The organism is Pseudoteredinibacter isoporae, assembly GCF_040372805.1.
GTDB classification, from domain to species: domain Bacteria; phylum Pseudomonadota; class Gammaproteobacteria; order Pseudomonadales; family Cellvibrionaceae; genus Pseudoteredinibacter; species Pseudoteredinibacter isoporae_A.
This window is the reverse complement of sequence record NZ_BAABWJ010000009.1, coordinates 65,204-80,207: the sequence shown is the minus strand read 5'-3', so window position 1 is coordinate 80,207 and position 15,004 is coordinate 65,204. Positions and strand designations below refer to the sequence as shown.

At 47.1% G+C, this 15,004-nt stretch carries 13 protein-coding genes; 8 read left to right on the top strand and 5 right to left on the bottom strand.

Annotation, left to right across the window (positions count from 1 at the left end; genetic code table 11):
• Positions 1–169: 169 nt before the first annotated feature.
• The gene (locus ABWW03_RS16175) at positions 170–1,849 is read left to right on the top strand and encodes a methyl-accepting chemotaxis protein (RefSeq protein ID WP_353410005.1); all 1,680 of its coding nucleotides are present in this window, start codon (positions 170–172) and stop codon (positions 1,847–1,849) included.
• Between the two features lie 70 nt (positions 1,850–1,919).
• On the opposite strand, the gene ABWW03_RS16170 is transcribed toward ABWW03_RS16175, so the two are convergent.
• Positions 1,920–3,584 carry an AMP-binding protein gene (locus ABWW03_RS16170; RefSeq protein WP_353410003.1) on the bottom strand — a complete coding sequence of 555 codons (1,665 nt, stop codon included), beginning with the start codon at positions 3,582–3,584 and terminating at the stop codon, positions 1,920–1,922.
• Positions 3,585–3,705: 121 nt separating this feature from the next.
• Between ABWW03_RS16170 and ABWW03_RS16165 the strand changes: the two genes are divergently transcribed.
• The 3 genes from ABWW03_RS16165 to ABWW03_RS16155 all read left to right on the top strand — a co-directional run bounded on the left by ABWW03_RS16165 (position 3,706) and on the right by ABWW03_RS16155 (position 6,458).
• Positions 3,706–4,341 (top strand): uracil-DNA glycosylase, encoded by a 636-nt coding sequence (locus ABWW03_RS16165; RefSeq protein WP_353410001.1) that lies wholly within the window; start codon positions 3,706–3,708, stop codon positions 4,339–4,341.
• A 351-nt stretch (positions 4,342–4,692) separates the two neighbouring features.
• Complete coding sequence (locus ABWW03_RS16160) at positions 4,693–5,820, top strand: leucine-rich repeat domain-containing protein (protein WP_353409999.1); 1,128 nt, start codon at positions 4,693–4,695, stop codon at positions 5,818–5,820.
• 161 nt (positions 5,821–5,981) lie between these two features.
• On the top strand, positions 5,982–6,458 hold the full coding sequence (locus ABWW03_RS16155) for a hypothetical protein (RefSeq protein WP_353409997.1): 477 nt from the start codon (positions 5,982–5,984) through the stop codon (positions 6,456–6,458).
• Positions 6,459–6,460: 2 nt separating this feature from the next.
• Here ABWW03_RS16155 and ABWW03_RS16150 read toward each other — a convergent pair whose 3' ends face one another.
• Positions 6,461–8,014, bottom strand: coding sequence for an N-acyl-D-amino-acid deacylase family protein (locus tag ABWW03_RS16150; protein ID WP_353409995.1), 1,554 nt, complete (start codon positions 8,012–8,014; stop codon positions 6,461–6,463).
• A 331-nt stretch (positions 8,015–8,345) separates the two neighbouring features.
• Here ABWW03_RS16150 and ABWW03_RS16145 point away from each other — a divergent pair, with 331 nt between their 5' ends.
• The gene (locus ABWW03_RS16145; RefSeq protein WP_353409993.1) at positions 8,346–8,957 is read left to right on the top strand and encodes a TetR/AcrR family transcriptional regulator; all 612 of its coding nucleotides are present in this window, start codon (positions 8,346–8,348) and stop codon (positions 8,955–8,957) included.
• A 67-nt stretch (positions 8,958–9,024) separates the two neighbouring features.
• On the opposite strand, the gene bfr is transcribed toward ABWW03_RS16145, so the two are convergent.
• From bfr to ABWW03_RS16130, 3 genes are all read right to left on the bottom strand, one after another.
• A complete protein-coding gene (gene bfr, locus ABWW03_RS16140; protein WP_353409991.1) occupies positions 9,025–9,492 on the bottom strand; it encodes a bacterioferritin in 468 nt (155 codons plus the stop codon).
• 184 nt (positions 9,493–9,676) lie between these two features.
• Complete coding sequence (locus tag ABWW03_RS16135; protein ID WP_353409989.1) at positions 9,677–10,138, bottom strand: NfeD family protein; 462 nt, start codon at positions 10,136–10,138, stop codon at positions 9,677–9,679.
• Between the two features lie 65 nt (positions 10,139–10,203).
• Positions 10,204–11,118, bottom strand: coding sequence for an SPFH domain-containing protein (locus ABWW03_RS16130; RefSeq protein ID WP_353409987.1), 915 nt, complete (start codon positions 11,116–11,118; stop codon positions 10,204–10,206).
• Positions 11,119–11,257: 139 nt separating this feature from the next.
• On the opposite strand from ABWW03_RS16130, the gene ABWW03_RS16125 reads away from it, so the two are divergent.
• The 3 genes from ABWW03_RS16125 (at position 11,258) to ABWW03_RS16115 (ending at position 14,962) form a co-directional block, all read left to right on the top strand.
• Positions 11,258–11,542 (top strand): DUF6471 domain-containing protein, encoded by a 285-nt coding sequence (locus tag ABWW03_RS16125; RefSeq protein ID WP_353409985.1) that lies wholly within the window; start codon positions 11,258–11,260, stop codon positions 11,540–11,542.
• Between the two features lie 311 nt (positions 11,543–11,853).
• Positions 11,854–14,505, top strand: a complete 2,652-nt coding sequence (locus ABWW03_RS16120; protein WP_353409983.1) for a TonB-dependent receptor plug domain-containing protein — start codon at positions 11,854–11,856, stop codon at positions 14,503–14,505.
• A 142-nt stretch (positions 14,506–14,647) separates the two neighbouring features.
• Positions 14,648–14,962 carry a hypothetical protein gene (locus ABWW03_RS16115; RefSeq protein WP_353409981.1) on the top strand — a complete coding sequence of 105 codons (315 nt, stop codon included), beginning with the start codon at positions 14,648–14,650 and terminating at the stop codon, positions 14,960–14,962.
• Positions 14,963–15,004: the final 42 nt, after the last annotated feature.

The window sequence follows — 15,004 nt, the reverse complement described above, 5'->3', positions numbered from 1 at the left end:
TACGACAGTGAGTTTCAACTTCCCGCCACCGTAAGCCAAGCTCTTATCAAATACAGCTCACCCACTGGGCCTCAACCTAGGAGAAAGGGCATCAGCCCTGTGAGCAACTGCGTTACCTACAGTCGCATGAAAATTAGTTGTTAACAAAATTTGACCATTAGGTATTCTGATGTCCAGTTTAATTTCGCGCATGTCCATTCGCGGCAGGTTCTTATTGATTACCGCCGCTCTATTGTCTTTACTTATCGCCTCCTCCTTAACCGCTATTCTGTCGATGCATTCCATTGGCAAAGAGCTGAAGAACATTACTGAGGAAAACCTTCCTCTTGTTGAGGTTTTGACCAAGATCACGATTCACCAGCTCGAGCAAGCCGTTCATTTCGAACGCGCTATTCGCTATGGGGAACAAACTGACCCGTCCAGTACGGTTGTTGCCCTTATGCAAGAAGAGAAGGAAAAATATAAACAATTATCGCAAAAAGTGGATGTGGAAATTGCAGACGCCCTGAAGAAGACCCAGGCGATTCTTGCCATTCCCCATAGCCAAGAGCATGAAAAAGAGTTCCGCACTGTCGATCAAGGCCTTCGAGACGTTCAGAAGCTTCACAAAGTCTACGACAAAGAAGCAAGCCATATCTTTCGAGCGCTCGCCGCTGGCGATCTTACCGAGGTTCACGCGCTGTCCCAAGATATTGTAAACATTGAAAGCGAACTGGATAGTCGTTTGAGTACTCTGGTGATTGAAATCGAAAGCTTCACCGAGCAAGCCGCCCGAACCGCAACAACGCTCGAAGCCGATGCAGAGTCCAAACAAATCACGCTGTTTGTATTTTCAGCATTGATTGGTTTTCTTTTATGCTGGCGCATCGCCACAATCACTCAAGAGCATTTGAATAGGGTCGGGAATAGGCTCAAAGTCATTGCCGAAGGTGATCTAAGCCATGACATTCCCGGCGAAGACGAAATTCATACTCCCATTCGGAACATGCAAAACCAGTTAATCGAGGTTATGGACACGATCCATGCTTCGGCTGAACGCTTGAGCAGTACCGTATCGAACGTTTCCACGACCGCCTACCAGGCGGACCGCAATATTGTGGAGCAGCAAAGAGAAACCGAGCAAGTCGCCCAAGCTACCATCCGAATGTACGACACCTCGAAGGAGGTTTCCAGCAACGCAGGCGATACAGCGGCGGCGGCTAATCAAGCGAGTCGGGAGGCCAACAATGGGGAACAAGTTCTGCGGACAGCCACCTCTGAAGTGCTGGAGCTTGCCGATCAAATTCAAAACGCCTCGTTGGTCATCAGTCAACTTGAGCAAGATACCGAAAACATTAGCTCTGTCCTGGAAGTCATCAGCAGTATTGCAGAACAAACCAATCTTCTGGCCTTAAATGCGGCTATTGAAGCCGCCCGTGCTGGCGAACAAGGACGAGGTTTCGCTGTAGTCGCCGATGAAGTGCGCACATTGGCCGGGCGCACACAGGAATCAACTGAATCTATTCGCGAGATGATCGAAACTGTGCAAGCCGGCTCCAAGAAAGCCGTCAATGTAATGGACATCAGCCGCTCTCAATCGGAAGCCGTGGTGGAACAGGTAAAGAATGCCGGTGAAACGCTGGTATCCATTGCGGGCTCTATTGATCACATCAATATGATGAGCGGACAAATATCGGACGCTTCTTCACAGCAAATCAGCGTTACTGAAGAAATCGATCGCAATATTGCGCACATTTCCAATATGGGCGCTGAAAACACCCGCAGCACTCGCACCATTACAGAAGCAATGACAGAGGCCAGTAACATGTCTGATGAGTTGCTGGCGCTGGTCAAACGCTTCCGCTATTAATTCTTACTCTCCTTGGTATCCAGCTTTTCTCAATACTGGATACCAAGGGGCATTCGAAAAATCACTCCCTCTAACGCCTATCGTTCAGCTGTTGAGCCATGATTTCTCGCATTTTGAACTTCTGAACTTTACCCGTTACGGTCATTGGAAACTCGGACACAAAGGATATATGTCTGGGGATTTTGAAGTGAGTGATTTGCCCTTTGCAAAAGTTGAGAATATCGTTTTCTGAGCAAGTATTCTTTCCGCTCAACTTTACCCAAGCGCACACTTCTTCACCCATTGTGTCATCGGGAATGCCGAACACATGAACGTCTTCAATTTTAGGATGACGGATCAAAAACTCTTCGATTTCCCGGGGGTAAATATTCTCGCCACCTCGGATAATCATATCCTTGATGCGACCCACAATTTTGACATAACCACTGTTGTCCATCACCCCAAGATCACCAGAATGCAGCCAGCCATCTGAATCAATCGTGTCTGAAGTTTTTTCCGGTTCATCCCAGTAACCCTTCATAACAGAATACCCTTTGGTACAGATCTCACCTTTTTCACCGACGGGTACGGTTTTGCCATGCTCATCAACAATTTTAACTTCCAAGTGTGGGCCGGGCTTACCCACAGTGGAAATTCTTCGCACCAAAGAGTCGTCATGTGAGGTGATATGATTTACCGGACTGAGTTCCGTTTGGCCATAAGCTATCAACACATGTTTCATGTGCATGTTGTCCATCACTTTTTTCATCACGTCTTCAGGACAGGGAGCGCCGGCCATGATACCGGTTCTAAGAGACGATAAATCGTATTGCCCTGCGGTATCCAACTCAGCAATAAACATGGTGGGCACGCCGTGCAAAGCGGTGCAACGACGGCGCTCTACAGTTTCCAGTGTGGCCTTCGGGTCGAAGCCATCACTAGGGTAAACCATGGTCGCGCCATGACTTACACAGGCCAGATTCCCCATAACCATACCAAAGCAGTGATACAGCGGGACCGGAATGCAGAGTCTATCCTCAGGCGTTAAGGCCATACTAGCGCCCACAAAGTAACCGTTATTGAGAATGTTATTGTGGCTCAAAGTAGCACCTTTCGGACTACCCGTGGTGCCCGATGTAAACTGAATATTGATGGCATCGTCCGGGGATAACCCTGGGCTTAAAGCGCGAACGTCTGCATTCGAAGCCTGAATCTCGAGCAAATCATCAAAATTATTCATTCCGCTACTTGTTTGCGCCCCCATACGGACAACCTGTTTCATATGAGGCAGTTTTTCACTGTTCAGAACGTCTTGTTCTTGAGACAACTCAGGTACCAAGTTTGTTAACATCGAAACATAATCAGAGCTCTTAAATTCCCCCGCTAACACAATCGCCTTACAAGATGCTTTGTTCAACGCGTATTCCAGTTCATAAAGGCGATACGCTGGATTGATGCAGACCAATATCGCGCCAATCTTAGCCGTGGCGAACTGCGTCAGCACCCACTCATAAGAATTTGGCCCCCAGATCGCAACCCGATCGCCCGCCTGGATGCCAAGATTAATAAGACTGATTGCCAGACTGTTTACCTTGTCATTGAACTGTTGATAACTCCACTCAATGCCTTGGTGTTCCACGATCAAGGCCGTTTTTTCGGGATAAAGCTCAGCTGTTTTTTCCAGCTGATCCCCAATCGTAGTGTTGAGCAGAGAGCTCCCTGTCTCCCCTGTGGCATGGCTATAGTCCAGATTCATGAGGCACCTAGTTTTTATTATTCGATACATTAAAAGCGCAAGGCATTGCCTTTAGTGAACCATGAACAAGGTGATATAATCAACATTCAGAACTTGATAACAATTGGCTATCGACCACCCCATGAACACCTCCAGATTTATCCGTGAACTCAAATCCTATCAGGGCAGTAATGTCTTCAACCCTTACACGGATATTTGCCCGGTATACGATCGTTACAATGCCAGCGCCATTCGCTCCAAGAACCTTTCTAATATTTTGAATTCGCTTCAGACTAACACAGTCGACTCGATCTGGATTGGTCGAGATTTGGGGCACCGAGGCGGACGACGAACCGGCCTTGCCTTGACCGATGAAGCTCGTTTTGAACAAGCTAAGCACTTTTGGAAAGCCGAAATCAATCGAGCGACTAAGGGAGAGGCATTTGCCGAACGCACAGCCTTGAACATCTGGAACTTTCTCGAAAAATCCAATGAAAATATTTTCACTTGGAATGTATTTCCTTTTCACCCTTACGAAGAAAATAAGCCACTGAGCAATCGAAGTCATACCAGTAAGGAACGTGATTACGGATTGAGTGTTTTGGAAAGCATCATCAGTTTGTTACAACCCAAAAGAATTGTTGCCATTGGAAACGATGCCTATACCAACGCTGCCAAGGTGTTTAATCACCTTCCTATATACAAAGTTCGCCATCCAAGCTATGGAGGTGAGAAAGACTTCAGAAAACAAATGTCCAAACTTTACTCATTGCGTTAAGTTTCGCGATTGCCCTTTTTAGAGCATCACTTTAAATTATCTTTTCAGGGGCATTCATGATTCATCATTGATACCAAATCCAACCCAGTAGATCTCTGATTAACAACTCCCTATCTATTTCCTTTTGATTTTCCTTCAAACTTTAAAATTCTTTTCCCGTGGGGACAGAAATAAAAATTTCGTCCCGAAATGAAAAGCAAAACCCAAAAAAGATTCAAACGACCAGTAGTTTCCTAGGCTATATTTTCAATTGCACGCTGTTGTTCAGAAAGTCTTCATTTTCACACAGGCAAAGTAATACACGCCCATGGCTAAATACCGACATCAAAGACGTTTAATAAGGTATTAACAATGTATAAAACATACAGTCTTCTGATTTCCCTCTGCTTACTCATGCAGCAGAATTTGCTCGCCGCGAGCGACCCCGTTTCAGGATTGGAATTCACCGACCTTGGCGGCACTTTGCGAATCGATGGTTGCACCGGTGTTTGTCCTGCCAATCTGACCATACCAGATACCTTGGCGAGCGATCCCGGAAAACCCGTCGTTGAAATTGCAGACGACGCTTTCAATGCGTTCGGAGCGTCGAGCGGCATACTCAACACGATAAACTTGCCCAGTAGCCTGGTGACAATTGGGAATCAAGCGTTTAGAGATAATAATCTGACCAGTGTCAATTTGCCTTCCGGTGTTACAACGATTGGCGATAATGCCTTTCGAGGCAACAACCTCAACAGCGTTAACTTGCCCAATGGTTTGCTTAACATTGGATTAGATGGGTTTCGAGAGAACAATCTCACCAGTATTAATTTGCCCAACACACTGACCAGCATCGGCACACGGGCTTTTATCAATAACTCTCTGACCAGCGTAAACATTCCAAGCAGTATCACTACATTCGGTGTTCAGATATTTCAATCCAATAACATCAGTAGCTTTACGCTCCCATCGAACATGACACACATCCCCGAGGAGATATTTGCCTCAAATCCGCTCATTAACCTCAGCATTCCCAGTCACATTACCAGTATTGGCAATCAGGCTTTTGCAAACACCTCACTGAACAGCCTCACGCTAAATGAGGGGCTTGAAGATATCGGAGTAGCAAGCTTTGGCAACAATCAACTGACCACACTCACCATTCCAGCCAGTGTTACAACGATACAGAACTTTGCGTTCAGTTTTAATTCGCTTACCACTGTGCATTTCGACGGCACACGGCCAACCCTGACGGATACAGACCCACTCGCTAGCTTTGGAAATAACCCGGGTTTGGCAACCATTACTTATTACATTGGTAATTCAGGTTGGCCTGGTTCAGACATCAGCGGCATCACCCCAACGGGTATCGGATTTCCGGCATCAACCTCTGGCGCACAGGCTGTCCCGAGTATGAGTACTACAAGCCTGATGGCTTTGAGTGTCATGCTGCTATTGCTTGGCTGGCGATCTCACCGAACGAAGCGTAGCCCTGTTTGACAAACCGTCACTAGTAAAGCAAAAGTGCAACTTTTAATCTTCGGTCTGTTTGTTCAGACCATCTATTTACATCCGCTATAGGAATAACTGACTTTTTGCTCATTGAGCTGATTAAGCCCGCCCCTTTACAGTTTCCCTTTTGATATCTCAAGGGAGACAATATGTACAAAGACATCCCATTCTTTTTTCTTCACTGTATCAAGGGCTTGGTATGGTGTTGTCTGGCAATTACGCTGTTCGAACTGTTCTTCGCAATTGTGACGACTCCAGAGGTGCTGTCCGATTTCGATTATCTTTCTGTGTTAACGGGTTGGGTAGCGCAGCCGGACATCAATGTCAGAGTGAATATCGGCGTATTTTCCCCGGTTCTGGAAACACTGATTTTTCAGGTTACACTGGTCCACCTCATTCACAAGGTAACACAAAATAAAATCGTCATTACTGCATTTGTTGCCTCAGTCTTTCTACTGACCCATTTAGTCATTTACCCAACACTTAGCGCTTTGGGAAGCAGCCTTGCGTGTGCCAGCCTGACGTATATCTATCTCGAAAGCCAGAAGCGAATTGACATCCGACTGTCAGCTATCGCCTCTGCGATCGCTTATACATTGCTCAGCGCAACTTTGTTGTATATGTGAAGCTAACCAACAGATACGCCTTTATTTTCCAAAGGTATTCTGGTCCCTCTGATATATACTTGCTCTATACCAAGAGGTTTCGCTGAGTGATTTTTGGCTGAAGTGGTGTCTTGAACCTCTTCCCTATCGAACACTACAATGTCAGCCTGATACCCGGGCTTCAAATAACCCACGTCAGCAATTCCAAAACGATCCGCCGTCGCGCCTGTCATTTTGCGAACGCAGTTTTCTAAGGGAATATTATTCTCGTCCCTGGATATCTGAAGGAACTTGGGGAACGAGCCAAACGCCGCAGGATTCTGAATACCATGCAACTCTGGCCACGCATCCGTTGAAAATAAAACGGCAGGGTTTTTCATCAGCCTCTCAATATGCCCGGGACCGTAGTAGGATTTATTCAGTACACGCGCTAAACTTTTACTCTTCTCGAGAATATCGATCAAGGTGTAAAATCTGCTTTGTTTTTTCAGACAAGCAATTTCGGATACATTTTTACCTTCAAACCCTTTGTATTCTTCTGAGCCTGAAAAGCTGATGACTATATCTTCATACCCAAAACCCACCAAACGAAATCCCACTTCTAGTTCAGCCCGCAAACGCAGACGCGCCATTGTGGATTGGGCGGCTTCTGGCATTCCCGCCATAAACCAATCAGGAAAAATGGTATTCAGTAAGGTTGCACCACAATCGTAGGGAAAGATATCAAAACAGATGTCAACACCGCGCTCACGAGCACCTTGAATCAAGTCTAAAGCTTCATCGGACGTTTTCCAGGTTTGCTTGCCCACAAAGATCAAATGAGAGAACTGCAGCTTCACCCCGGTTTCTTCAGCAACACTGATCATATCGTCAATTGCGAGAAGATTATGTGCCCGCCCAAACGGCTTTAATGGATAGGTGCCGGAAAGCTTCGAAAATGCTCTTGCGTGAACGGCCATGACTTTCCCGTGTTTTTTGCACAGTTTCGCCACTTTTACGATTTCATCTCGTGATATGAAAACGCCAGGCTTATACTGCAAGCCCAGTGAAACACCAATGGCCCCTTTACTCAGAGCATCTTCAAGCTTTTGAAACAGCAATGTCTCTTCTGATTCAGTCAGATCTCGAGCTTCATGCCCGGAGATTGAAGTTCGGTAGCTACCATGCCCAACCATGGAATAGAATCCATGCTCGATGTCACTATAGGCGAGAGTTTGATCAAAGCGGTGAAGATCATCCATCACCACACTTTTGTCACTTGGCACTTCAAATAATGTGTTGTCCAGAAGTTCTTTGTGCGGCCCATCTTTCTTTGCTGCGCAGGGACTGAAACCACAGTTCCCACCCACAAATGAGGTAATTCCCTGACGGGTGAACGATTCAAAAAAGTCCGGGTTTTCGGTCGCTGCGTAATAGTCCATATGAGAGTGAGCATCGATAAACCCAGGCGCGATGAATTTACCCGTGCAATCAATATACTCGCCGGCATCTACCACCGGTTCTTGCGAGATCTCGACAATCTTTCCCTTGTCGACCAAAACACTGGCTTTAAAAGGCGGACGACCGGAGCCATCCACAACAAAGCCGCCTTGCAGACAATACCTTTGTTCTGAAACTGTCTTCATCACACGCCCTCAACCTTCTCTCTACGCACTTTCAACATACTCGAGCTCGACGCACCCCGGCACACCGACGATTGTCGTTTCAGCTGAGCCCACTGCCGGCAAATATACAATGCACTTTGGATGTATTTATCTAAACTCATAAAACACTACCATTGGTCACGTTTTAAAATTACCGAAACCATCAATAGCTGTCAATGGTCATTCTCTTACGTTACCGAGTTTTGATTCGCCGTATTGGCTGGGATACTATCGTCAATGAAGCGCATTGATTTAAGAGCTCACCATGTCGAAATCACTCACTCCCTTGAAAGTTCGCAGAACGCCAGAACAGGATCGCAGCAAAGCCACTGTGGAAGCCATTCACTGTGCCGCCGCAAGCCTGTTCGGCTCACGCGGCACCGAAGCCGTTAGCATGACAGCCATTGCCGAAGCCGCCGGCATGACTAAGGCGGCCTTGTATCGATATTTTGATAATAAGCAGTCTCTGATTTATTCCATGGCCAGTGAGATGTTTAAAGAAAACCGCCAGAGGCTGATTAAGACACTCTCTGAGAATCCCACTTCCGCACGGGATAAACTGAAAGAAGCACTTTTGGAATACTGTGAACTGCATAGAGAGGAGCCGTTTCGAATCCGACTTTTTTGTGCCATACACACGGACCCACGCATCTCGGAACTGGAAATTTCTGAATCAAAAAGAAATGCCGAAATATGGGCTGATTATGTGTTGAAGACCCAGCCTCAGCTCGACAAAAAGAAACTGCGCAGACATCTTTTCCTCATGATGGAACTTGTGGATGGACTCACGCGTGTTGTTCTGTCATCCAGTAAGCCGGAATCGAGTCTTCTGGTGTCAGATTTTGTAGACAGTTTTCTGGAAGGCCTCACCGAATAGGTAAACCAAGGAAAGAAGAGAGGTCTGAATGAAAAGAAGTGGGCCCAGTCACTGGGCCCAAAAAAGATTAAGCAACAAATTGAAGATAATTCTGTAAACCCATTCGGTCAATCAAGCCCAGCTGCTGACGCAACCAATACTCATGATCCACTTCGGTATCATCCAGCATTTTCAGCATGATATCGCGAGTCACATAGTCTTTTACCGATTCACAATAAGCCATCGCTTCTTTCAGCTCGTTGCCTACGTGAATTTCTAGGTCCAAATCACTTTGCAGCATCGCCGGTACGTCTTGCCCGATATTCATTGGAGAGCGTTTCGCCATATTCGGCACCCCCCCAAGAAACAAAATGCGGCGAATCAAAAGATCGGCATGACCCAACTCATCATCACGCTCATGACCAATACGCTCATAGAGTTTAGTAAGGCCCCAGTCCTCATACATGCGTGAGTGAATAAAATACTGATCAACAGCGGTCAGTTCATATTCAAGTAATTTGTTAAGCCAATCAATGACTGCGCTATCACCTTGCATAAAGAACACCTTTAGATGAAATTTCCATTTCGCGCAGCATAGCCTTAATTTTACTATTTTTCCAGTTTTTCCTTATAAATCATTAGCTTACAATTGATTATCAAGCGCATTCAAGAGTGTGTCTTATTCGTTTTTCGGTTTGCCCTACACCACATCAGGCACTTCCAAAATGCGCACGCAAAAGCTAATGATCAAGCAGCTGGCAAACAGCGTTCATACCTTCTACACCAACAACGGTGACCGGGGCTTGATCATAAAAGCGGTCATCGTGCTCAAGCCCCCAAAGAGTATCGCCAACTTTCACTTTGCTGGGCTCTCCAGGAATCATCATGATGGTTCCCTGAGCCCCGACCAAGTTGGCCATCCGATCATTGAGATCTTCATGGTCCGATTGAAAATCCAGAACGGCTCGCATTTTATTCACCGCCAGAAAACTGAAGACAACGGAACTGATTGAGTACATCGCTAGAGCAGCCTGCCAGTCCATATCGGGCATGAGCAGGTGAATCAATCCGGTGAACAAGGCTCCGGCCGCCGCCCCCAGGAAAAAACCACCGGGCAAAGCAATCTCGGCAATCAAAAGCACTGCGGCCAGGGTGAGCCAGTGGTAAAAGTTCATATCGGCTATAAATTGTATCGCTTCCATTATTATCCCTCTGTATTCATTCGTATATGAACAGGCCTCACCAGGAGGCCTGTAGTGCGGAGACCTTATGCAGATTTACCCGCATCCAGAAGGTCTTTCACTCCAGCCACTGAACCGATAACACTCGACGCTTCCAGAGGCATCATGATGATTTTGGAATTATCGGCACTTGCAATATTGCCAAGCGCATCGACATATTTTTGCGCCACAAAGTAGTTGATAGCCTTGGCATCGCCTTCTGCAATTGCAACACTGACCATCTGAGTAGCTTTGGCTTCAGCCTCGGCTTCACGCTCACGTGCCTCGGCTTCCAGGAAGGCCGACTGTCGTTCACCCTCTGCTTTCAAAATCTGCGAACGCTTTTCACCTTCCGCCACATTAATAGCCGCCTCACGCTCACCTTCCGCCAGCAAAATCTGTGCACGTTTTTCTCGCTCGGCCTTCATCTGGTTTGCCATGGCGTCAATCAAATCGCGTGGTGGAGTGATGTCCTTAATCTCAATACGGTTCACCTTGATACCCCATGGATTCGTCGCCTCATCCACTTTGGTTAACAAAGAAGTATTAATGGCGTCTCGATTTGACAACATAGCATCCAGCTCCATGGAGCCCAGCACAGCACGAATGTTGGTCATCACCAGGTTTTGCATTGCACGCTCAAGATTGTTCACTTCATAGGATGCTTTCACCGGGTCCAATACTTGATAGAAGCAAACCGCATCTGTAGTCACCATAGCGTTATCTGCAGAGATGACTTCCTGTGGCTGAACATCCAGCACTTGCTCCATCACAATTTGTTTATGCCCGATTCCGTCCACCAGAGGCACAATTAAACGTAAACCCGGTTTCAGGGTTCGGGTGTACTTACCAAATCGCTCCACTGTCCATTCTTCCCCTTGGGGCACCTGACGAACCCCCTTAAAGATGAGAACCAGACCAAATGCCAACAAAGCCCAAACAAAAACACTCGCATCAAACATAACATTAGCCCTTTATTAATGTAATTTGTTACATATTATTAACGCGGAATGAATATTATGAGAAAAATAATTTAAAAGCAATTATTGTTAAGTATAATTAACAAATATGACACCAAAATCATTTTTTAGAGGGTGAAAAATGAGCAAAATATTCAACAGCCCAGAAATGAACGAAACCATTCGACGTTATTTCGCCATGGAAAAGAATATGAGAGGCCTGGATTACCGGGAACTAAGTCGACGGCTTGCCGAAGCAGGTGTAGAACAATCTGAGGGAAATCTGCGGGTTAAGATGACGACCGGAAAACTGGGAACCCCCTTGTTTCTTCATCTCCTGATGGTCATGGGAGTTAAGCAGCTCGACATGGAACAGCTCAACCATATCTACGAACAAGTACGAATAGACCTTCAAGGAAAAGTGTGAACACATGTCGCCAAAATCAACCTTCTCGAAAATAGGTATTAGACTTTTTATTTATAAACGAAATTAGAGATAGAAAATAAAGTTATTCCAGAGTGAATTTATACGCCTATTCCGCCTGTTTAGTGTCATTTTTACCCTTTTTTATCAATTGAGCGTATACCCATCGATAAGCCGGGGTGATAGTCAGGAGAAACCCGTATTCACTGCCTCATGCTTTTATTACACTGACTGCATTGCAGCGCACCGTCTGTAATAGTCATCTCGAAGATGACTTCGCTACATAAGTATAATAATTGCGGAGGAAATCCAACGTGTTGAAACACACTCTCGCCCGTAAAAAGCTGCTATCGATAGCAGTCTCCATGGCCTCGATAGGCCTTGCTCAAACCGGTTGGACACAGGACCAAAGCTCAGCCGGAGAACCTGAACTTGAAGAAGTTATGGTCACAGGCTCCTATATCAAAAGTAGTCCCGGTGATGCTGTAGTGCCTGTACAAGTGGTAGGCCGTGAAGATCTGGATGCCATTGGCGCCACTACGGTTGCTGATGTCATCAGCAAGCTGGCGATCAGCTCCGGTTCGGAAAACCAATCCGATTCATTCACCCAGGGCTCGACCCAAGGTACCTCTAACATTAACCTCCGCGGTTTGGGCCTGAGTTCAACTCTGGTTCTGATTAATGGCCGCAGACAAACCATATCCGGCTCACTGACCAATGATGGCAGTGTGTTTGTCGACACCAGTACCATTCCCGCCGAAGCGCTTGAACGCGTTGAAATTTTGAAAGAAGGTGCGGCATCAACTTACGGTTCCGACGCTATTGCCGGTGTGGTGAACTTTATTTTGCGCAAAGATTTCGAAGGTTTAGAAGTTAATCTAGGCTTCCAGACAACCGACGATGATGACCAGGAAGACCGCGACGTCGGCTTCATCTGGGGTGGCGGTAATGACAAAACCCACGTCACCATTTCTGGTCACTTTCTCGATCGCACACCGCTCAGTGTTGCTCAGCGTCCTGAGTTAGCCGATAACGCCATCAGTAGCCTTGGCACCACGTTTTTACCGGTTGCGCCGGTAACGGTTCCGGATGGCCCTTATGCAGGAAGCTACGGGCAATTCGAAAATGTACCATTGGCTGGCTGTACCGATAGCCCAGATGGCGTCCTGATTCCTCAGCCGAGCGGTGCTCGTTGTGGCTTCCATTATGGCCCGCGTTTTAATTTGGTGAACAGCGAACATCGCCGCCAGATCTACACCAACCTGACTCATGAATTCGACAATGGTATGACGCTGTTTGCCGAAGCTGGTTGGGCCAACAATAATGTGGAAGACAACCCCCAATCACCCTCCTACCCCTATTTGGCCTTCCCGGTCATTTTACCGAATCACCCAGGTAATCCATTTGGTGCCCCAGTTGTTTGGTTGGGCCGACCACTGGGTGCAGGATTCCCCTCTCCAGAAGCGCCACGGGAAAACGACAACCGCCGCTTTTCAATAAACCTGAGTGGTGAGTTTGATAATGGCTGGTCTTACGACACGGCCTTGACCTACTCGGAAAACAAATACCGCCAGATTCAGCCGGATACCATTCAATCCCGATTGAATGCCGCACTGGCCGGTCAAGGGGGACCAAGCGGGAATGAATATTTTGATCCGTTTAACCCAGCGAATAACAGCCAGGAGCTGATCGATTTCATTTCCTATGACACCAACACCCGCCGTACTACTGATCTCATGGTATGGGATGCTGTTGTGTCAGGAGAGCTGTTTGAAATGTCGGGTGGAAGTGCAGGCTTCGCATTTGGTGTGCAAGCTCGCCAGGAGAACTACGAGGTCGAAACCGACGATGTGTATGAAATCACCTTCGATGCCAATGGCAACCCAATTCCAGTTGACTTGATCTTCTTGGGCGGTGTTTCAGAGGTCAAGGTTGATCGCAGCAGTTACGCAGTCTTTGCCGAAACCAAATTGCCGGTAACGGATGATCTGGAGGTCACGGCAGCGGTACGCTACGAGAAACTCGACAATGATAATAGTCTCGACCCCAAATTGGGCATGCGCTGGCAGATCAGTGATCAGTGGATCGCTCGAGCTTCTGTATCGACCTCTTTCCGTGAGCCATCCCTCTCACAGTTGAATGCGACTGCAGTTAGCCTGCAAGGTATTCAGGACATCAACCCTGACGGCACTCCCAAGGGCGGCGTAGCGTTTATTCGCGTAGCTTCTCAGGGCGCTCAGGATCTGACTCCAGAAGAATCCACCAACTACAACCTGGGCCTTATTTTCCAACCTAATGAGGATCTTGAACTCAAGTTGGATTACTGGCGTGTGGACTATGAGGACCTGATTACCCAGCAAAGTGCCCAAGGTATCGTGCTGGCTAATCCAAATGATCCAAATGTGATCCGTACTCCGAGCGGCCAGTTGATTGGCATCAACACTCGCTACTTCAACTCCTCAGAGGTGGAAGTGGATGGTATAGATTTCGAAGCCATCTGGAGCTTGGGCGATGCGTGGTCAGTGAAGGCTAACTTATCTCACTTCCTAAACTACGACCTCACTCTCGCCGATGGACGCACTGTTGAAGCGGCCGGTTTCTTTAACCACGACAACTTTGCACGCTCATTGCCGGAAACCAAGGCAAATGCGATTCTGAGCTGGATTGACGAAAACCAACGAGCCAACCTGGTTCTAAATTACATTTCAAGCTATGAAACCACCCGTGTGGTTCCAGCAAATGAAAGCCAGAACATTGATTCCTACGTCACCCTGGATGCCAACTACAGCATTAATCTACCGCTGGGCTTCACTGATGACTCGGAAACAACCTTAACCTTCGGTATTAAGAACCTTCTGGATGAAGAGCCACCACGCGTGTATGACGCCGCTAACTACAGCTATGATCCCAAGCAGCATAGCCCATTGGGACGCCTGTTCTATGCGAAGGCCAAGTTCCGCTTTTAAATGTAGTGTGTGACATCGCCTGTCATTCGAGCGGCCTTAGGGCCGCTTTTTTATTGCTGTACAGTATTTCGCCGAGTATTAACGGTGGTTTTCTTCCAACAGTGCTATAATTGGCGCTTTGAACTGACCAATTGGCCCCACTGTGAAACCGGCAAAAACCAAAGCCCAGATTCGCGCTGAGATCGAGAACCAGATTGAGAGCTTCCTCAATCAGGGTGGTGAAGTGGTCAGTTTCCAAAAAGGAGTGAGCGGCTTACCCGATGGAGCTGCTATTCAAAACAGTTTTAGCCCACGCCAAGTTCAGAGTAGAACCCCGGTTGTTGACGTGGTTAAAGCCATTGATTCCCGCCGCCAAAACAGCAAAAACCCCATTGCCAAGCGCAAGCCTAAAAAGATCCTGCTCAAAGATGATTTTGGGGACCCTATCCGCTGGGTCTGGCAAGATAGCCAGGGCTAAACTCGCACCCTGCACTTTATTACTACACTCGAAATTGAAGCT

Excerpts from the sequence above, each read along its gene's own strand:
- bfr (WP_353409991.1), bottom strand. The coding sequence starts at position 9,492 with ATGCAAGGTGATAGCGCAGTCATTGATTGGCTTAACAAATTACTTGAA.
- ABWW03_RS16125 (WP_353409985.1), top strand. The coding sequence starts at position 11,258 with ATGAGCAAAATATTCAACAGCCCAGAAATGAACGAAACCATTCGACGT.
- ABWW03_RS16145 (WP_353409993.1), top strand. The coding sequence starts at position 8,346 with ATGTCGAAATCACTCACTCCCTTGAAAGTTCGCAGAACGCCAGAACAG.
- ABWW03_RS16135 (WP_353409989.1), bottom strand. The coding sequence starts at position 10,138 with ATGGAAGCGATACAATTTATAGCCGATATGAACTTTTACCACTGGCTC.
- ABWW03_RS16160 (WP_353409999.1), top strand. The coding sequence starts at position 4,693 with ATGTATAAAACATACAGTCTTCTGATTTCCCTCTGCTTACTCATGCAG.
- ABWW03_RS16155 (WP_353409997.1), top strand. The coding sequence starts at position 5,982 with ATGTACAAAGACATCCCATTCTTTTTTCTTCACTGTATCAAGGGCTTG.
- ABWW03_RS16170 (WP_353410003.1), bottom strand. The coding sequence starts at position 3,584 with ATGAATCTGGACTATAGCCATGCCACAGGGGAGACAGGGAGCTCTCTG.
- ABWW03_RS16130 (WP_353409987.1), bottom strand. The coding sequence starts at position 11,118 with ATGTTTGATGCGAGTGTTTTTGTTTGGGCTTTGTTGGCATTTGGTCTG.
- ABWW03_RS16175 (WP_353410005.1), top strand. The coding sequence starts at position 170 with ATGTCCAGTTTAATTTCGCGCATGTCCATTCGCGGCAGGTTCTTATTG.
- ABWW03_RS16165 (WP_353410001.1), top strand. The coding sequence starts at position 3,706 with ATGAACACCTCCAGATTTATCCGTGAACTCAAATCCTATCAGGGCAGT.